Source organism: Bifidobacterium tsurumiense, from assembly GCF_000741765.1.
GTDB lineage: Bacteria > Actinomycetota > Actinomycetes > Actinomycetales > Bifidobacteriaceae > Bifidobacterium > Bifidobacterium tsurumiense.
Map to the genome: position 1 here is coordinate 149,533 of NZ_JGZU01000004.1, position 19,077 is coordinate 168,609.

Below are 19,077 nucleotides of genomic sequence, written 5' to 3' on the forward strand. Positions count from 1 at the left end.
AATGATTGCATGACTATTCGCCGCTAGGTTTAGGCCACATGCAAATCCGAAAGATGGAAACACTGTGTTGAGTGAATTGATATCAGCTTTGCAAAAGTTCGCATCGAAAACACAGCCCCACCGAGAGGCACGCCTTGACAGCAAGCGATTGGCCGATATCGAGTCTCAAACCTCCCACACAGAAACTCAGCAGCGCTGCAATGTCACACCGGCGGGCGCACATCGCTTTCGACCTCGCGTCCCATTGAACGGACCGCCTGCCCCGCCACTGGCCTTGACTCCATTACTCGCCTGCGATCCGCAGACCGACACCAAAATCCTATGGCATATCGCCAAGCATGCCCCACAACTCAGGCGCTGGCTTATCGCAAATCCCCGGGCGGATGCGGCCTTGTTGGAATACGTATCACAGGCGGGAGGACCGGGGGTCAAAGAAGCATTTGACGTGTTATTCGCCTCTTTCGAACGAATCAATGCAAAGCGGTGATTAAACAATCGCACATAGCCAGACAGCAGACGGCGATCTTAGCTGGACCAAGGCAATCATTCGCCAATAGCTCGGTCAAGGCAGCCATATGCCAATAGTCTCAGCCTGGTCACAACAGTCACAACAGTCACAGCAGAATTAAGCAACGAATACCCGCCAATACCTCGCCTCTGGAAGACAACGACTCACTGCTATCAGACAACAATAACTGCCAGCTGACAACAACCATCTATCGACAGGCAACTACCAACAGACAACATAAGCTGCCAGCAAACAGTAACCAATTACCAACAGGCAGCAGCCAACACGCCACGAGCCAGGCTACTCCTCCTTCGCAGCCAGAACCGCGGAATACACCTCTTTGCGATGAACCAGAGACCCATCGGCCCGTGGATGTTCCTGAACCACCTGGGCGATGGCATCCTTGATACGCACACCATCGTGGGCAGATCGTTCAATTGCCAAAGCAGCCAACTCCTCTACCCCCAAAGATTCGGGGGCGGCCTGCTCAGCCTCTTCGCGACTTGCCCCATCCACAACGAGCACTATTTCTCCTCTGGGAGGCGTATCCACCACGGATTGTCTGATTTCACCAACCGTTCCGCGGCGAACCTCTTCATAATCCTTGGTCAGTTCTCGACATAACGCCATTTTTCTTGTCGCACCGAATACCTGTTCGATATCATCCATGGCTTCGGCGATTCTGTGCGGAGCCTCGTACCACACTATGGTGCGGCGCTCACCTCGCAGAGCACGCAAATGTTGCAGTCTTTCGCTGTGCTTACGCGGCAGGAATCCTTCGTAGCAGAACCTGTCAGTAGGCAATCCCGACAATGCCAACGCATCCAGAACGGCACTGGGACCGGGAGCGCATGTCACCGGCAACCCCCGCTCGATCGCACGACGCACAATGGCCAAACCGGGATCGTTGATCGTCGGCATTCCCGCATCGGACACCACCAGAACCGTGGCACCGGTTTCCACGGCATCCAACAAGCCATCTGACTTATCGCGCTCATTATGGTCGTGATACGCCACGACCTTGCCGGAAACGTGAACGCCCAGTCGATTCGCCAGATCAAATAAACGCCGCGTATCTTCAGCGGCAACGATATCGGCCCGTTCCAGCAGGGCAATCAATCTGGAAGACGCATCCGCAGTATTTCCTATGGGGGTTGCCGCCAACACCACTGTTCCTGAAGGAATATTCACCGCAATTCCCGATTCCGTACTCATTGCCACGTCTACACTTGCCACGTCTACACCACCTCAAGTCCAACAGCATCCGCCCACGTCATGTGATGTCCAACAGTACAGCGCATCCATCTCGAATACACGCACAGTGGCGACAACTCCTCAGAACGCTCAACACCGCATGAGAAAGCGGGAGCTATCACACATACCATTCCGAAGGCCACGATATTCGATATTCTCAGCATCACCTAGTGTGATAGGTGATGAATACTCGCATGGATATCAGTTCGCATACCGCCCATTCCAAGGCGACCGCGCCGAGTACGCGCCTTCATTCACATGCTGATTCGGCAGAGCACAGTTCAACGAATCGTAGCCACGTCAACAAGACTCACCAGCCATCATCAACCAGCGCCGCAACAGGGGGCACTGCAGTACTCAAACACGCACCTTTCGGACGTGGTTCCGCTTACAGCTTGCTCTCGTGGCTCCTGACGATATTCGTTGCCGGCTTTGGCGGATTGCTGCGCATATGGCGACTGAGCGAACCTCGGGCAGTGGTATTTGACGAAACGTATTACGTCAAAGATGCCTGGACGATGCTCATGACCGGCGAAGCCCGTGACTGGCCGAAAACGATCACACTGAGCGACACCACCTCCACGATTGACAAGCTCTTCGCCTCAGGAAACACCGACCAGTGGCTGCCTACTGCCGAATACGTGGTTCATCCGCCTATCGGCAAATGGCTTATCTCGCTAGGCCTGAAGTTCTTCGGAGGAGCCACCAATATTGCCGCATGGCGCATAAGCGTGGCAATTGCCGGCATTATTGCCATAGCCATCCTGATGCGAGTGGCATTGCGTTTATTCCACAATCTGCCCATCGCAGTGCTTGCAGGCGTATTGATGTCCGTTGACGGCGTTGGCATAACCATGAGCCGCACCGGTCTTTTGGATAACTTCATCATGGTATTTGCTCTCGGAGCGTTCAGCATGTTGTTGATACATCGCGATTGGGCGCGGGAACGATTACGTGAGCAATATGCAATCGATGCCTCGGCCCGTTCTGCCCGATGGATTCCTTCGACTTCGCGCTTTGACCGCGATCATCCTCTGCTTCTTGTGGCGAAAGGCCCTCGCTTGGCATTCTCTTGGTGGCGATTCGCCGCTGCGATACTGCTGGGTCTTGCCACCGGAGTGAAGTGGTCGGGGATCTATTTCTTCGCGGTGTTTTGTGTCTTGAGCGTTGTTTGGGACGCATGGGAGCGCCGTCGTGTCGGATATGCACGATGGCTGCATACCGGCTTGCTTCGTGACGCCCCACTCACCGCGCTGTATATGCTGCCCCTTTTGGCACTGACCTATGTGGCGAGTTGGACCGGTTGGTTCTTGCACAGCGACTCATATATGCATGATTGGGCGGCCAACCATCCCGGAGAAGGCGTCACATGGTTGCCTGATACGTTGCGGTCGTTCGTGCAATATCACATCCAAATGTGGAAATTCCACACGACGCTGGACACTCCGCATAATTACATGGCCAATCCCCTGACCTGGCCTCTGCAAATAAGGCCGACAAGTTTCTATTGGGAACGAGTCAGCGGCCACCCCGGCTTATGCTCGCTCCAACCGCAGTCGCAATGCGTCGCAGCCGTCACGTCATTGGGCAATCCGTTGATTTGGTGGATCGGCTCAGCATGCGCTCTCGCCTTGCTCGTTCTTGCAATCCTTCGCAAATACGACTGGCGGATGTGGGCGGTATGGGCCGGATTCCTTGGAGGATGGCTGCCATGGGCGCAATATATGCATCGCACTACATTCACCTTCTACTCAATAGTTATTCTCCCTTGGATTATTCTTGCCATATGCGCCATGGCTGATTGGCTCCGGCATCATGCAAGCAAACGGATATGGCAATTCTCCATAGGCATCCCCCTTGGCGCAATTCTTGTGATATCAGCGTTCTTCTATCCCATTTGGACAGCCATGCCGGTTCCTTATGAGTTCTGGCTTTCGCATATGTGGTTCCAATCATGGATATAGCCCTATGAACCTACGCCGGTTCGCAACGAGCTGATGGCCTCACCAAAGGTGGGGCCATCACTGTTTTGATGCCTGTGTGGCCGCGATCCTACGCAATATGGAAGCCGTTTCACAACACACCTTGTTTTCTTATTTATAGAGTTATAAATAAGTGATATTGTATGGAATACGCAACACGGATGCTGCACGGCACAGGCAAAGAAAGCCTGGACAGAGCCACTCCGACGCAAGGAAGCACAGAAAGGATATGCCCATGAAGTACGGCCACTTTGACGATGCCGCACGCGAATACGTCATCGAAACACCGGCCACGCCATTGCCCTGGATCAATTACCTGGGAAGTGAGGATTTCTTCTCGCTGGTTTCCAACACCGGAGGCGGATACTCTTTCTATCGCGATGCCAAGCTGCGCCGTCTCACTCGCTATCGTTACAACGACGTGCCCGGAGACGAAGGTTCTCGTTCCTACTATCTCAGCCTGATGAGCGATTCCAGCGATTCGGCAACCCCGATCGAAACATGGTCCCCCACTTTCCTGCCCACCAAAACGGCTTTGGACGAATACCGCTGCCGCCACGGACTGGGATACACCGTTTTTGAAGCCTCAAAACATGGCATCAGTAGTGAATTGACCATGTTCGTCCCAGTCGGTGCCAACGCCGAAATCAACAGTCTTACGATCACCAATACCACCGATAAGGCGGTCACTCTGGATGTCACCGGCGTTGTGGAGTGGTGCCTGTGGAACGCAGTGGACGACTCCACCAATTTCCAGCGCAACCTATCAACCGGCGAAGTCGAGGTGGAACGCGACGACGAGCGAACCGTGCTCTATCACAAAACCGAGTTCAAGGAACGCCGCAACCACTACGCCTTCTTCTCGCTCAATGCCCCGACCATCGGATTCGACACAAGCCGAGACGCATTCCTCGGGCGTTTCAACGGATGGGACACTCCTCAGGCAATCGCCGCCGGCAAACTCTCCGACTCCATCGCCCACGGTTGGTCACCAATCGCAGCCAATCGAGTGCGTCTCGAACTAGAACCACAGGAATCGAAGACTTTGGTATTCACCTTGGGTTATATCGAAGTCCCCGATGATCAGAAGTGGGAGTCAGACGCACATTCAGGCATCATCAATAAGAAACCTGCGCATGAGCTATATGCCCGCTTCGACACCGCCGAGAAGGTGCAGCAAGCCTTGGATCAGTTAGCTGAGCACTGGAATGGCTTGTTGCATACCTACAGCGTCGAATCCGGCGATGAACGCCTTGATCGCATGGTGAATATCTGGCATCAGTACCAGTGCATGGTCACCTTCAACATGTCACGCTCGGCATCGTATTACGAATCCGGCACCGGCCGCGGCATGGGCTTCCGCGATTCCAACCAGGATCTGCTCGGATTCGTGCATCTCATCCCAGAACGCGCACGCCAGCGCATCCTCGACATCGCATCCACGCAGCTGGACGACGGTTCGGCATGGCATCAGTATCAACCGCTCACCAAACGCGGCAATGCCGATATCGGCGGAGGATTCAATGACGATCCGCTGTGGCTTGTGGCTTCTGTGTACGCATACCTTGCAGAAACAGATGATGCCAGCATCCTAAGCGAGGCGACGCCGTTCAATAACGAAGACGGTTCCGAGCAGCCACTGCTTGAGCACCTGCGTCGTAGCGTCAATTTCATCCTCAACCACCGCGGCCCTCACGGACTGCCGCTTATCGGCCGAGCAGACTGGAATGACTGCCTGAACCTCAATTGTTTCTCCAGCACTCCCGGCGAAAGCTTCCAAACGGTGGAAAACAACGATACCGGCATCGCGGAAAGCGTCTTCATTGCAGGCATGTTCGTGCTGTATGGCTCGCAATATGCCGATATTGTGGAGCGTTATGGCACACAGGCCGGAATGGACGCCGAGGCGATCTCCGAAGAGGTTGCAGCAATTCGCTCTGCTGTCGAAGAGATGAAGCAAGTCACCGAATCCGCCGGATGGGATGGCGAATGGTTCATCCGAGCCTTCGACGCCTACTCTCATCCCGTGGGCTCCCACGAGAACGACGAAGGCCAGATCTACATCGAGCCTCAGGGCATGTGCGTCATGGCCGGAATCGGCGTGGAAAGCGGCAAGGCACAGCAGGCGCTTTCTTCGGTCAAGGAAAAACTCACCGGCGAATGGGGCACCGCAATCCTGGCACCCGCCTATTCCACTTACAAAATCGAATTAGGAGAGATTTCCACATATCCGCGAGGATATAAGGAAAACGGCGGTATTTTCTGCCATAACAACCCTTGGATTTCCATTGCCAACGCGCTTGTCGGCAATGATGACGAGGCTTTTGCCGTATATCGCCGCAACTGCCCGGCATATGTGGAAGACAAGTCCGATATTCGACGGGTCGAACCGTATGTCTATTGCCAAATGGTTGCCGGCCCCGAATCGGCAACGCCCGGCGAAGGCAAGAACTCCTGGCTCACCGGCACTGCAGCATGGACTTTCGTCAATGTCAGCCAGTATTTGCTGGGCGTTCACCCGACTTTGGAGGGATTGTCCGTCGAGCCGCATCTGCCGCAAGACTTCAACGATCTCACCGTCACCCGCGAATATCGCGGTGCGACCTATCACATCGCGATGAAGCGAACCGGCGAACGCACGCTAACGGTCAACGGCCAGCGCCTGGAAGGACATGTCGTTCCATCTGCAATGGTGTCCGAAGCCGATCGCAGCGACAATGACAACAAGGTTGCCGTGGAAGTCACCTTCTAAAAGCCTTGGCAGGTTCCGCCCCAATCTACTGCGTGAAGGATTCATACGAGGGATACAAACCTTTCGTATGTATTCTTCACGCAGATCGGAGCGGAACCACAGTTCAGCAGATTCAAGTCAAGGCTGAAGAGAACACTGGTACTCAACGATCCAAACCATCTTGTGACGCGAAGGAGAATCCTTGCAATACATCGAAAGAAATATAACCGGCATCGATGGCGCCGAAGCCCGATTCGTCGGATATATTATCGACAATAGCTCTGAAATCGACCTGCAACGACGTCGCCCTGCTGTGTTGGTGGTGCCCGGCGGCGGATATGAAATGACCTCGGACCGCGAAGCCGAACCCATTGCCTTGCAATTCCTTGCGGCAGGATATCAAGCATTCGTGCTCAGATACTCGGTGTGGCCGAGCACATATCCCACGGCTCTGATCGAAGCTGCTGTGGCAATGAGCCTTATTCGAGACAACGCCGAGGAATGGCATGTCGACCCAGAGGCCATTGTTGTATGCGGTTTCTCAGCAGGCGGCCATCTCGCTGCAAACCTGGCCACCTCTGCCGGAGATGAAGACATCCGAGCCAACGGTTTTGATCCGGATGCAGTCCGACCAAATGGCCTTATGCTGGCATATCCTGTCATAACCTCCGGCCCGCTCGCGCATCGCGGCAGTTTCGACCACCTGCTCGCAGATGCGGCCTCCAATGAGGACGCCCTGCATAAGCTCTCCATCGAAGAGCATGTCGACAGCAAGACGCCGCCGGTTTTCGTATGGCATACCATGCCCGACGATTGCGTCCCCGTGGAAAACACATTGATGCTGGTGAGCGCATGCAAGAAGGCAGGCGTCAGCGTCGAGGCGCATCTCTTCCCGGAAGGCGGCCACGGCCTGTCTTTAGGGACACAAGAAACAGCATGGGGCGGCACTGAAGACAACGTCGTCCCCACAGTCCAATCCTGGATGAATTTGGCCAAGGACTGGATCAAACGGACATTTGCATAATCTCCTTCGCATGTGTGCAGTGAATGTGACCAACCACCATATTCGCCGCACGCATGCACTCACCACATCACAAGGAATACCAATGACAATCCCCGCATGGCAGCGCTTTACCGAAGAGCAGGACAGCTGGCCCAAAGCCTCACGAACCACGGACGAGAATTCCGCACGCAATGCCGCATCCGGAAAGACCTTCGAGAAACGCAAGCGCATGAGCCAGGAAGAGCGACGTCTGCAAATCGTTCAGGCTGCGGTAAAAACCATTGCCACCAAGGGATATTGGGGCATGTCATTACAAAATATCGCTGATGAGATCGGCATTACCGAAGCGGCGCTCTATCACTACATTTCATCCAAGGATGATCTGCTGAACATGGCTCTGACGGATTACTACGACACTCCTGATGCCGATGAATACAACGCCCGAACCGCAACCGCCACTGATGTCGACGGACACAGGGTGAGTTTCTATCCGCGTTACTGCCTGAATATTCTGCTCTACAACTTGCAACGACCGGAAATGGTCCAACTGTTTTCAGTGCTCAATGGGGAGGCTTTGCTCCCCGACCACCCAGCGCATTCCTTCTTTGTGAGCCGCCACCAACGCAATTGGGAAATGGTGCGTTCTATGAACTGGGCGCTTCCCGCTTCCTACGATGAAAAGCGTTTCTACCATTTGTATACGCTTGCCATGTCAGCAATGGATGGTTTGCAGTACCGGTGGTTGGGAGATAAGTCATTCAATCTATTGGAAGAATGGTTGCACTGCTCCGATGAGCTATTCCCCGATGAGCTATGGAGCGGTTTGCGTGACCCGTCCGAGCAAGTAGATAACGATGCATGCCTCCTGCCTCTCACTTTGAATGCCCGAGAAGAGGACTGAAAAAGCGCCGTATCGCTCACTACGCTATGCTTGGAAGCTGTAATGACCCCATGATGGGAGGTCACTTTGCCCAGCCGCTGCGAGACCAATGGCGTCGAAGCACTGCGCTTCACGCCTGAAGGCCAATATTTCGACCGCAAAAGCGCTCGTATCAATCCGCATGATCTCGCAAAAACCATAACCGCGATGGCCAATGCAGGTGGCGGCCGCCTTGCTATTGGAATCGAAGATGATGGGCAAATTACAGGTTTCCACTATGCCGGCGCGCGCACTCCCGAAGAGTTCGAGCGTTGTGCCCAAGAACATTGCGATCCCGCGCCGCAAGTCACTTCGGAGCGTTTTATTGTCAACAATGCGGCATCGGCCATTGATTTTGTGCTCCTGCTCAGCGTTTATCCTTCACGGCCGCACATAGTGCGCAGAAAGGGTGACAGCAAGGTTTTTTTGCGCGTCTCAGACAAAAGCACTTCGCTTACCGAATACGAAGTCATGGCGGTTATGTTGTCACGTAAGGAAGGCAAGGTCACTCGTTCGACTTTGGCTTCCCATATCGGCCGCAGCAAACATATTGCAGGACTAACTTTGCAGGATCTCGTTGGCAAGGGCGTGATGTTGTGGCGCGGCTCCTCGACACATGATCCAAAACAGTATTATGAGCTTGCACACCAATAAATTGAGGGTCTCGGCCATGGAATCGAATATCATCCGTACCATCTGCGACCAGCACCAAGCCAACTAGGTACTTGATATTTGAAGCTACTACATTCCATGCGAAATTACCGTACGGTCAGAAGCTTTGCCTCAATTGAGCGTATGGCAGCTCACACTCACTCAGAGATGGCATGGCCGCAATGTATGTCAACAGCAACGTCAGAGGCATACCGTTATACAATGTGCCATGCCGACTTTCGTTATTTGCCAGCCACTTCGGTCATAAAAGCATAATATGCACCGAAAAGGCCTGCATTGCTTGAATGCCTGCAACGCTTTATTGTCGTGCGGAAATCCTTCCAATTCTTGTTCTTTTCCAAGGCTGCATTCAACATCGGAACAAGATTGGATTCGCGGCTTATCGCCCCGCCGATCAAAACACATTCAGGATCAATAACGGCAACAGTATTGAATACGCCAACGGCGAGGTAATCAACCCAATCTTCAACAATTTTGCGCACTTCAGGTTCATCAAGACGTCGGAAAAGCGAAGCGGCTGTCACATCAGCCAGCGGAACATCAAATTCCGCTGCATATCGTTCAACCAAGCTGCCTATTGACGCATAGTCATGCAATGGCAGTAACCCGCCTTTGCTAAAATCAGTGATCATCATGCCCAGTTCTCCAGCACGCCAATCACGTCCGCGGCGTATATGGCCATCCAAGAACAGTGCACCGCCGATTCCCGTTCCAACGGTTATCACTGCAAAATCATTGAGATTTTGAGCATTGCCATTGAGTTTTTCTGCCATGGCTACGCAATTGGCATCATTCTCGAGCCAAACCGGGATGCCTGGCACATATTGCGATAATTCCTGAGCAATGTCATGGTTGAATAACATCCCCAACGACCCTGCGGTAATTGTTCGCCGTTTTGAGGTATCGATGAAGCCCGGGATGCTGAAGGCTATGCCATCAATGGGTTTGGATCGACGTTTAACAACCTGGGCGATGGCCTCATAGAAACTCTCCGCACTATCCGTCGGTGTTGCGATGGTGCTCGGGATTCCAGGCTTATCGCCGGTAAACACCGTATAACGCACAAAATAGGCACCCACCTCGAATGCCAAGATTCGCATTGGAGAAGCCATATCGAGCACCAACCTTCTAACCATTCGTCTATCGTAAACAACAAGTGCAACGGTGTAGCATATCGGTACGCATCACCTCACATGAATTTGCAAGGAGTGCCCCCGAAAACCGCATCATCGCTATTCTTTAGCGCTATTTATTAACATTTTAATAAGCATTTCAAACAACAAGCCGATAACCGCGAAAGTACGCAAAACACTGACATATCTGGCACTTTTCGACGCATATGTCGGACGTCGCGTCTCAGCTCAATGTCAATACCGTGCTCAATCGCGATATCGACCCGAATACAGGAGCTCCTTACAACTATCAGATGCGGGATTCCGAATTGGACAAACGAACCACCGCACTGGATCAGGATTGGCAGGAGCATATGGGCGGCCAGCGCACAACCATGGAGTATCTGAAAGCCAATAACAAGCTGGCCATCATCCCCGGCGCGACTTATACCACTCCAGATGAGGATTCCGTGGTCTCAGCCGCGCGAGGGCAAATCAAAACCACTATCGTCAACGCCTGCTGGCAGGTAGTATTCTCTAGCAGCCCACGCCGAATTCGATTCGACGTGGGCTGTCGCCCAGAAGGAAGTGAATGACTTGGGTTATGACACTGTATACCAAGTCGATTTGCAGAACAGCAAGGATATGGCGAAGGCACGCCAGTCCATTGCTGCGGAATACAGCGATAGACAATAGCTTCTCAGATGAAGAGAGTCGTCACTCAAGAAGTTACTAAGTGACGGGTCTCTGCTGTTTTGATCAGGAATGGGACGAGTTCTTGTGCTGATGAATCAGATCAATGCCATGTTCTCGATTCACATCATCAACTTTGCCTTGTTGTTGTGCCTTGAATCGCGCAATATCGTCACCGAATATTTCTTGAGTGAGTTTGCTCGTCTTCTCCATATTCTCAGCGATTTTTCTCGGGTCATAATATCTTCTTCTCGCTTGGGCATCATATACAGCCCAAATGCCAGATTCGAAATTCCCATCACAGCCCCACCAACAGACTGGTAGCAGAATCCTCAGTTACTACGAATGCGGCAAATGACGACACCATTGCCATTACGATGGCCTGCAATATGGGTTTAAGCGGGTTCGTTGAGTCGTCTCGTCTCTCATGCATACAAAACGCTTGGGAGACGAATGCATTTAATGCTCCACCTGCCAAAGCACCAGCCACAGCTGATACGGCAAGCGTCGATGAAGCAATTGGATAATGCAATACAAAACATCCAGCGACCCAAACCAATGGCACATACATGATGCACTCCAGTGCAGCAGATGTCATATGCCCTATGATCAATTTCTTGATTGGAATTGGTTCCCACTTCTTTTCCATTGTCTGCGCCTTACCTTCTTCCCCATATCGGCGACTTGACGGCTCCATCCCACCTCAATTTTGATCGAACAAATCGCGTTCTAGACCGGCAAGAACAACACAATTTCAAATTGACGTTATTTGTCATTTACAACCTGTGTAAATGAGATTCACTCAGCCAAGTACTACGAAAATGAGAAAACAGGACTAGACCAACCTCTGACTCTTCTATAGATAGCTTGTTTCTCGCAACCGGTCTACATTATGTATCAGGCATAGCGATGGTTCTGACATCGTCTAAATCCTGGCCTGATACCACAGAATCGCCAGGAATGCCTAACGCAATTACCTGAACAATTTCAAACGCACTATTATCGCGGTCGGGATCTAATGAATATAAAAATAGGAATCCCGGGAAGAAGGTCCCAAATGCGGGGAAATAGGTTGTTGAAGATTACAAGGACCAAGCCCGCAAGATTTGCTGCAGAACTCGGCGTGGCAGCTTGGAGTTGCCGTAATCAGCTGTGAGTACCATGCATAACGCCCAATGGAAAACCATCGCATTGTGGTGGTGCCTTTTATGTATCGCTTTCGCCTTTGCAATCGCAGTGATGTATGGCTCAGGCTTCATTGGCACCATTTGCAATGCGAAGACTTGGTTTTTTGCTGTGCTTCTGGTAGTGCCCGATTTGTTGCGCAAATTTAGTTTCGCCCGTTTTTGGTGCGGTGTTCAGTTCGCTTCCTTGAGGTTGTCATCGAGTCGGGACATGTCAAGGTAGCGTATGGCGCTCCAATCGTTTGCCGTGACGTAGCGTATGCGCGCGCATATGAGCATGAGTGCGCTGTTGGAGTCGGGAAAGCTGCCTACGACCCGGGTGCGTCGCCTGATTTCCCTGTTGAGCCGTTCGATCATGTTGTTCGTCCGGATCCTCCTGCGGTGCTCGGCGGGGAATCCGTCCAGCAGGTAGGTCGTGGTCTCGCCGATGCCTTCCCTCAGACAGCCGGCCGCGGCCCTGAGTTTCCTTGACTCCATCTCGGACGCGACGGTTTCGGCCTTGTCCAGGGCGGCATGCCGGCTTTCCATGGCGAACACGGCCTTGAGGGCCGCCGACGCCCATTTGCGATGGCTGGGCGGCACCTTGGAGAGCACGTTGCGCATGAAATGCACCGTGCAACGCTGGTATCCCGCCTTCGGGAGCATCTCGTTGACGGTGGAGACGAGTCCGGCGCACCGGTCGCCGACCACCAGGCGCACGCCTTTCAACCCGCGTTCGATCATGCCCCTGACGAACTGCCGCCAGCTGGCGGCATCCTCCTTCATGCCCTCGGCCACGCCGATCACCTCGCGGTGGCCCTCGGCGTTGACGCCTATGGCCACCAGGACGCTCACGTTTTCCACCGAGCCTCCCCATGAGCGCTTGTGCCATACGCCGTCCATGAACACGTACGGGTACTCCGCTTCCAAAGGCCTGTTGCGCCAGGTCTCGATTCCCGCGTACACGCGCTTGAGCCTGTCGGACAGGGTCTGGGAGGGCATCCGCTCTCCCCACAGCAATTGGCTGATGTCGTCCACGCGGCGGGTGGAGACCCCGGCCAGGTACATGTCGATCAGGGATTCCTCGACGCTCTGCTCGCGGCGCCGGTAGCGTTCGATCACAGCGGACTGGAAGATCGCGCCCTTGAGCTTGGGCACCTTCAATTCGAGCCTGCCCGCCCTGGCCGTCAGCTTGCGTTCGTAATGGCCCGCCCGGTACGCCTTCCTTGCGTCGTTTCTCTCGTATCTGACGGCATTGGCTATCTCGTCGGCCTCCGCGTCGAGCATCGCGTTGACGATCTGCTCGACCTTCTCGCGCACCATCGCGTCGAGTCTGGACTCGAACATGACGTCATCGAACTGTATCATTTCCTTGGACATGGCCCGTGCCTCTTTCCAATCGCGGTTTTCAATGTTTGGCGACTGAAAATCGTACACGACGCGGGCCATGTTCACATTCAGGAACTCAAATCACAAAGTGCGCAAGATTTCGGACGTTATCGCGAAATCGTCTTCATTGACGGTTTATGCGGCTTAACTCTCCCTTCCATTGTATCCCCGAATATCAATCATGTAGTGTTTTGACGGTTAGGGAGCGGTGTCGCATGAGTACTGCCGTGAGTTGAAAATATGTATTTCTGGAAGATTGAAAGCGCGAAGAAGCATATGAGCCCACGCACAACACAGCGCGGTGAGTATGGCAAGGCTCACCGATACACTCGTGGCTTATGGATGAAGCGATGATGACCGAGGCGGAGCGTGCCTCACGACGCGGCGAAAACGCTGCAGTACTCCCTGACGGAAGCCTTGCACCAAGTTCGCGTGGGCGGGGCGTGTTCTATGTGCATACTCTGGGTTGCCAGATGAATGTGCATGACTCCGAACGCATCGCAGGAGTGCTGGAAGAAGAGGGGTACGTGCCCGCGAGCGAGCATCAGGTGATCGACAAAGATGTCGATCTCATTGTGCTCAATACCTGTGCGGTTCGGGAAAATGCCGCCGAGCGTATGTACGGAACCATAGGTTTGTGGGCCAAACTCAAGAGGCAGCGTCCCAATATGCAAATAGCCGTGGGCGGATGCATGGCACAGCTTGACCGCGAGCGCATAGCAAATAAGGCGCCCTGGGTTGATGCCGTATTTGGTACCAAGAATATCGGCACGCTTCCCCGTCTTCTGGATCAGGCGCGTATCGCAGGCACTTCGCAAGTCAAAGTGGTCGATGATCTGGCATATTTCCCCAGTGAATTGCCAACTGCCCGTGCTTCCAAGGTTTCTTCTTGGGTTTCTATATCGGTGGGATGCAATAACACATGCACTTTCTGCATTGTGCCAACCACGCGCGGCAAGGAGAAGGACAGGCGTCCGGGGGATATCCTCGCTGAAATCAAGCGTTGTGTTGACGATGGTGCCAAAGAAGTCACATTGCTTGGACAGAATGTGAATTCCTATGGATATTCCATGGGGGATCGGTATGCCTTCTCCAAGCTGCTGCGAGCATGCGGCAATATCGATGGGCTGGAGCGTGTGCGCTTCACATCCCCGCACCCTGCAGCGTTTACCGATGACGTTATCGAAGCGATGGCCGAGACACCCAATGTGATGCATCAATTGCATATGCCCTTGCAATCGGGTTCGGACCGAATTCTCAGGGCAATGCGCAGGTCCTACCGTTCATCGCGCTTCATGGATATCTTGCACAAGGTGCGCGAAGCCATGCCTGATGCGCAAATATCCACCGATATCATCGTTGGTTTCCCCGGCGAAACAGAAGAGGATTTCGAACAGACCATGCGAGTGGTCGAGGAAGCCCGATTCTCCTCTGCATTCACCTTTGAATACTCTCCACGCCCAGGAACACCGGCTGCATCAATGGAGCAGTTGCCAAAAGACGTCGTTCAGCGCCGATTCGAACGTTTGGTTGAATTGCAGGAGAGGATCACGGATGAAGAAATGCGACGTTTCGAAGGACGTGATGTGGAGGTCATGATTACCGGAACGCAAGGTCGCAAAGACGCGGATACACATCGTGTCACAGGGCGTGAGCGCACCGGAGTATTGGTGCATGTCGGCGTTCCCGAAGGGCAGGAAATGCCGCAGATTGGCGATTTTGTCACTGCTACGGTCACTCATGCCGGCAAGCATAATCTGATTGCGGATCCCGATCTCAAGATGGGACAGACTTATGTCATTAGGCGTTGAACACAGCAAAGTCATATCCATCGTTGGTCCGACGGCTTCCGGCAAAACAGGACTGGGTATTGCCGTGGCCAAAGAATTCGCGCGACGTGGTGTGGAGGCACACATAATCAATGCCGATGCGTATCAGATGTATCGTGGCATGGATATTGGAACCGCCAAAGCCACTCCTGCCGAGCGTGAGGAAGTGCCTCACCACCTCATCGATATCATCGAACCCGAAGAAACAATGAGCGTGGCTCGCTTCCAGGACATGGCCCGTGCATGCATTCACGATTTGCTTGCTCAGGGCATTCGCCCCATCTTGGTCGGCGGTTCAGGTTTGTATGCCCGGGCGGCAATCGACGACATCAGTTTTCCCGGGACGGATCCCGAAGTGCGCTCGCGGTTGGAAGAGCGTGAACGGCAGGAGGGTGCCGGAGCGTTATTCGATGAGTTGCGTGAGAAAGACCCAGTGGCTGCTGCGCGCATGGATCCACGCAATCCACGACGCACAATCCGTGCTCTCGAGGTCATTGAACTTACCGGCCAACCATATTCGGCAAGTTTGCCGAGATATCGTTATGTGATTCCCAGTGTGCAGATCGGGTTGGATCTGCCACGGGAAGAGCTCGATCAGCTCATCGACAAACGAACTGCCGCAATGCGAGAACAGGGATTCGTGGATGAAGTGCGTCGGATACGCAGCAAACTTGGTGCAACGGCTGCGCGTGCGTTGGGATATCAGCAGATCATCGATATGTTGGACGGTTTGCATGACGAAGATGAGGCGTTTGCAGAGATTGCCCAGAAAACGAAGCGCCTTGCACGCAAGCAAATGGGGTGGTTCGGGCGAGATCCACGTATCCACTGGCTGCAGGCGCTGAATCCTGATCTGGTATCCAATGCGATGGGTGTCATCGATGCGGCAGATGCTGGTGAATATGATGCCATTGATGCCAAGGCTGATGAGTATGTCCAGCATCATCTCGGAGATATCCACTAGCTTGAGCCGGTTGTGAGTCATGACTCATCATTTTGTGTGAAAAGGTTGAGATTCAGCATTGCGTGAGCGTTGATGGGAACGCCACTAGGTAGAATCGGTTGGGTTATGGCACGTTCAGCATCTTCAGGAAATACTTCGTCGCGTCGTTCCGGTTCGGGGTCTGCACATCGGAGCAGTAATGACGCCACACCAGCAGAGCCTATGTGGAAAAAGATCGTATTGGCCATCCCACGTGGTTTGGGTCAATTGGTGCGCTCTGTGAGTGGTGTGGGGGAGTACGACCCGATGTACAGGCGCGATGGCCTGTGTTTCTTGCTACTCGTGTTGGCCGTGCTGTTTTGCGCTTCTGAATGGTTCCGCGTTCAAGGGGCGTTAGGGCTGCTGTTGCACGCATTGGGCGCTGGATTGTTTGGCGTCATGAGTGTTGTTTTGCCCGTATTGCTGGTGTATGTGGCCATTCGATTGATGCGCAATGCGGGTGTCGGATCCGATAATCCGCGTGTGGTCAGCGGTTGGGTGCTGCTTATGTGGTCGATTTGTTCGATCATTGATGTGGCAATGCTATCCGATATGCGGCGGTTTGATTTCGAACGCGTTCAGGGTGCCGGTGGGCTTTTTGGATATTTCTTGGGTTCTCCTCTTGCATGGGGCCTTTCAAGTCCATTCGCCATAATCGTATTTATTGTCGTTGCAGCCTTTGCGCTGTTGATGATCACCAGAACCCATGTTTCGGAAATACCCGAGCGTTTTGCCCAGCTCACCGGTGAGGTGCGAGGAAATGCTCCGGATGATGGCCAAGACCAGTTCCCCAATGAGGTTTCGGTAGGGGATGGCACCCTTGCCTTCGCACAGGGCGTTCCAGCTCATGACGGCAGTGATGAGGGTGACGCCCAAGCCAAGCCTTCGCCATTCGCATTTCTGTCGCGACTGTTTTCTCGAGGCAAATCATCATCTGAGGACAGATCTCTGGATAAATACGAGGGTGACGATCCATTCGTCAAAGCGGCAAGCCAGCATGGTGAGGTCAATCAGACAACCGTGGATCAGACCAGTGCGTTGCCGCCCATTTCAGGCACTGATGGGGAACGTACCATGGCGGTGCCCGAAATGGACCAGCATGCCACAACGGCCTTGCCGACATCTAGTGCAGCGAATGGTTATGATACCGTTGCGGACTCCGGTGACGATCCTTGGGCGAAATTCGATGCCGCCGGTCGAGTGCACGATGCAGGCGATGAGGGCGCTGGGCATGATTCAGAGGGTGCTCATAACCAAGATTCTGAAGATTCAAGCGGCTATGGCGATGACGCCGATAAGCCATATCAATTGCCGGATCTGAACTTGTTGGCCAAGGGACAACCGCATGCTGCAAGGACACCTGCCAACGACAATGTCATACGTGCACTGACCTCCACATTCCAGCAATTCAATGTGGATGCCAAGGTCATTGGATTCCTGAGAGGACCATCGGTCACTCAATATGAAGTCGAGCTCGGTCCTGGTGTCAAGGTGGAAAAGGTCACCAATCTGCAGCGAAATATCGCCTATGCAGTGGCCAGTTCGGATGTGCGTATTCTTTCTCCAATACCGGGCAAGTCGGCAATCGGCATCGAAATACCTAATGTCGATAGGGAAATTGTGCATTTGGGAGATGTGCTGCGTTCCGAAGAAGCACGCAAGGCCACAAGTCCCATGATTACCGGCGTCGGCAAGGATGTGGAGGGGCATTTTGTCACTGCGGATCTGACCAAGATGCCGCATCTGCTGGTTGCCGGTGCGACTGGCTCCGGTAAATCCAGTTTCGTCAATTCCATGCTTACTTCGATCATCATGCGAGCCACTCCTGAACAGGTGCGCATGATCATGGTCGATCCCAAACGTGTGGAATTGTCTGCATATGCGGGCATTCCGCATCTGCTGACTCCGATTATCACCGATCCCAAGAAAGCCGCACAGGCATTGGAATGGGTGGTCAAGGAAATGGACGCCAGATATGACGACCTGCAGTTCTTCGGATTCAGGCATGTCAATGATTTCAATGAAGCCGTCCGAGCCGGCAAAGTCCATGCACCCGAAGGTTCCAAACGCAAGGTAGCCCCATATCCCTATCTGCTGGTTGTCGTCGACGAGATGGCGGATCTGATGATGGTTGCGAAGAATGACGTGGAAAGCTCGATTCAACGCATAACCCAGCTGGCACGAGCAGCAGGTGTCCATTTGGTACTGGCCACCCAAAGGCCATCGGTTGACGTGGTGACCGGTTTGATTAAGGCTAATATCCCTTCACGTTTGGCATTCGCGACTTCTTCTGCAACGGATTCGCGAGTCATTCTCGATACGGTCGGTGCTGAAACCTTGATAGGACAGGGCGACGCGCTGTTCCTGCCGATGGGACAGGCCAAGCCGATGCGTGTTCAGGGCGCGTGGGTCAACGAATCGGAAATTCGCAAAGCGGTGGAATATGTGCGCACTCAGCGCAAACCCAAGTACCGCGAAGATATTGAGCAGATGGCCAAGGAGGCAGAGCAACGTGAGGTCGAGCCGGACGAGGATATCGGAAACGATATGGATGCCTTGCTTCAGGCTGCCGAATTGGTTGTGGGTTCCCAGTTCGGGTCGACTTCTATGCTGCAGCGCAAGCTTCGCGTCGGCTTTGCCAAGGCCGGCCGTCTGATGGATTTGCTGGAATCCCGTGGAGTCGTCGGTCCTTCTGAAGGTTCCAAGGCTCGTGAAGTACTGGTGCAGCCTCAGGATTTGCCACAAGTGTTGGCTTTCATTCGCGGCGAGACCAAGTCTCTGCATGCTTCCTCAGGGCAGGAAGCGGCAGAAAATACGGCAGATTGACCATGTTAAATATG

Annotated in this window: 15 protein-coding genes; 10 read left to right on the forward strand and 5 right to left on the reverse strand. The window is 53.5% G+C overall.

Features of this window, described 5'->3' with window-relative positions:
* Positions 1 to 64 precede the first annotated feature (64 nt).
* Positions 65 to 487, forward strand: coding sequence for a variant leucine-rich repeat-containing protein (locus BITS_RS09795; protein WP_239646735.1), 423 nt, complete (start codon positions 65 to 67; stop codon positions 485 to 487).
* A gap of 321 nt (positions 488 to 808) precedes the next feature.
* Here BITS_RS09795 and rsmI read toward each other — a convergent pair whose 3' ends face one another.
* Positions 809 to 1,744, reverse strand: a complete 936-nt coding sequence (gene rsmI, locus BITS_RS02790; RefSeq protein ID WP_044259307.1) for a 16S rRNA (cytidine(1402)-2'-O)-methyltransferase — start codon at positions 1,742 to 1,744, stop codon at positions 809 to 811.
* Positions 1,745 to 2,172: 428 nt separating this feature from the next.
* Here rsmI and BITS_RS02795 point away from each other — a divergent pair, with 428 nt between their 5' ends.
* The 5 genes from BITS_RS02795 to BITS_RS02815 all read left to right on the forward strand — a co-directional run bounded on the left by BITS_RS02795 (position 2,173) and on the right by BITS_RS02815 (position 9,051).
* Positions 2,173 to 3,726: a dolichyl-phosphate-mannose--protein mannosyltransferase gene (locus BITS_RS02795; protein ID WP_026642645.1), complete on the forward strand. Its 1,554-nt coding sequence runs from the start codon at positions 2,173 to 2,175 to the stop codon at positions 3,724 to 3,726.
* 253 nt (positions 3,727 to 3,979) lie between these two features.
* Positions 3,980 to 6,496, forward strand: a complete 2,517-nt coding sequence (locus BITS_RS02800) for a glycoside hydrolase family 94 protein (RefSeq protein WP_026642644.1) — start codon at positions 3,980 to 3,982, stop codon at positions 6,494 to 6,496.
* A 181-nt stretch (positions 6,497 to 6,677) separates the two neighbouring features.
* Positions 6,678 to 7,499, forward strand: coding sequence for an alpha/beta hydrolase (locus BITS_RS02805; protein ID WP_026642643.1), 822 nt, complete (start codon positions 6,678 to 6,680; stop codon positions 7,497 to 7,499).
* 82 nt (positions 7,500 to 7,581) lie between these two features.
* Positions 7,582 to 8,379 (forward strand): TetR/AcrR family transcriptional regulator, encoded by a 798-nt coding sequence (locus tag BITS_RS02810; protein ID WP_026642642.1) that lies wholly within the window; start codon positions 7,582 to 7,584, stop codon positions 8,377 to 8,379.
* Positions 8,380 to 8,445: 66 nt separating this feature from the next.
* Positions 8,446 to 9,051 carry an AlbA family DNA-binding domain-containing protein gene (locus tag BITS_RS02815; protein ID WP_026642641.1) on the forward strand — a complete coding sequence of 202 codons (606 nt, stop codon included), beginning with the start codon at positions 8,446 to 8,448 and terminating at the stop codon, positions 9,049 to 9,051.
* A gap of 239 nt (positions 9,052 to 9,290) precedes the next feature.
* Here BITS_RS02815 and BITS_RS02820 read toward each other — a convergent pair whose 3' ends face one another.
* Complete coding sequence (locus BITS_RS02820) at positions 9,291 to 10,205, reverse strand: ROK family protein (protein WP_238556530.1); 915 nt, start codon at positions 10,203 to 10,205, stop codon at positions 9,291 to 9,293.
* Between the two features lie 203 nt (positions 10,206 to 10,408).
* Here BITS_RS02820 and BITS_RS02825 point away from each other — a divergent pair, with 203 nt between their 5' ends.
* Positions 10,409 to 10,777 carry a hypothetical protein gene (locus BITS_RS02825; RefSeq protein ID WP_026642639.1) on the forward strand — a complete coding sequence of 123 codons (369 nt, stop codon included), beginning with the start codon at positions 10,409 to 10,411 and terminating at the stop codon, positions 10,775 to 10,777.
* 163 nt (positions 10,778 to 10,940) lie between these two features.
* Here the strand turns inward: BITS_RS02825 and BITS_RS09065 are convergent, their stop codons facing one another.
* The 3 genes from BITS_RS09065 to BITS_RS02835 all read right to left on the reverse strand — a co-directional run bounded on the left by BITS_RS09065 (position 10,941) and on the right by BITS_RS02835 (position 13,417).
* Complete coding sequence (locus tag BITS_RS09065; protein ID WP_154568862.1) at positions 10,941 to 11,087, reverse strand: hypothetical protein; 147 nt, start codon at positions 11,085 to 11,087, stop codon at positions 10,941 to 10,943.
* Between the two features lie 85 nt (positions 11,088 to 11,172).
* A complete protein-coding gene (locus BITS_RS02830) occupies positions 11,173 to 11,523 on the reverse strand; it encodes a hypothetical protein (RefSeq protein WP_026642638.1) in 351 nt (116 codons plus the stop codon).
* Between the two features lie 709 nt (positions 11,524 to 12,232).
* Positions 12,233 to 13,417, reverse strand: a complete 1,185-nt coding sequence (locus BITS_RS02835; protein WP_026642425.1) for an IS256 family transposase — start codon at positions 13,415 to 13,417, stop codon at positions 12,233 to 12,235.
* Between the two features lie 347 nt (positions 13,418 to 13,764).
* On the opposite strand from BITS_RS02835, the gene miaB reads away from it, so the two are divergent.
* The 3 genes from miaB to BITS_RS02850 all read left to right on the forward strand — a co-directional run bounded on the left by miaB (position 13,765) and on the right by BITS_RS02850 (position 19,063).
* Entirely contained in the window at positions 13,765 to 15,237 is a 1,473-nt protein-coding gene (gene miaB, locus BITS_RS02840) for a tRNA (N6-isopentenyl adenosine(37)-C2)-methylthiotransferase MiaB (protein WP_026642560.1), read from the forward strand.
* Positions 15,221 to 16,219 (forward strand): tRNA (adenosine(37)-N6)-dimethylallyltransferase MiaA, encoded by a 999-nt coding sequence (gene miaA / locus BITS_RS02845; protein WP_026642561.1) that lies wholly within the window; start codon positions 15,221 to 15,223, stop codon positions 16,217 to 16,219. Before miaB ends, miaA begins: the two co-directional genes overlap by 17 nt.
* A gap of 105 nt (positions 16,220 to 16,324) precedes the next feature.
* On the forward strand, positions 16,325 to 19,063 hold the full coding sequence (locus tag BITS_RS02850; RefSeq protein WP_026642562.1) for an FtsK/SpoIIIE family DNA translocase: 2,739 nt from the start codon (positions 16,325 to 16,327) through the stop codon (positions 19,061 to 19,063).
* Positions 19,064 to 19,077: the final 14 nt, after the last annotated feature.

Coding starts and splice junctions, on each gene's coding strand:
- BITS_RS02800 (WP_026642644.1), top strand. CDS start 3,980: ATGAAGTACGGCCACTTTGACGATGCCGCACGCGAATACGTCATCGAA.
- BITS_RS02810 (WP_026642642.1), top strand. CDS start 7,582: ATGACAATCCCCGCATGGCAGCGCTTTACCGAAGAGCAGGACAGCTGG.
- BITS_RS02820 (WP_238556530.1), bottom strand. CDS start 10,205: ATGGTTAGAAGGTTGGTGCTCGATATGGCTTCTCCAATGCGAATCTTG.
- BITS_RS02825 (WP_026642639.1), top strand. CDS start 10,409: ATGTCGGACGTCGCGTCTCAGCTCAATGTCAATACCGTGCTCAATCGC.
- BITS_RS09065 (WP_154568862.1), bottom strand. CDS start 11,087: ATGGAGAAGACGAGCAAACTCACTCAAGAAATATTCGGTGACGATATT.
- BITS_RS02830 (WP_026642638.1), bottom strand. CDS start 11,523: ATGGAAAAGAAGTGGGAACCAATTCCAATCAAGAAATTGATCATAGGG.
- BITS_RS02835 (WP_026642425.1), bottom strand. CDS start 13,417: ATGTCCAAGGAAATGATACAGTTCGATGACGTCATGTTCGAGTCCAGA.
- miaB (WP_026642560.1), top strand. CDS start 13,765: ATGGATGAAGCGATGATGACCGAGGCGGAGCGTGCCTCACGACGCGGC.
- miaA (WP_026642561.1), top strand. CDS start 15,221: ATGTCATTAGGCGTTGAACACAGCAAAGTCATATCCATCGTTGGTCCG.
- BITS_RS02850 (WP_026642562.1), top strand. CDS start 16,325: ATGGCACGTTCAGCATCTTCAGGAAATACTTCGTCGCGTCGTTCCGGT.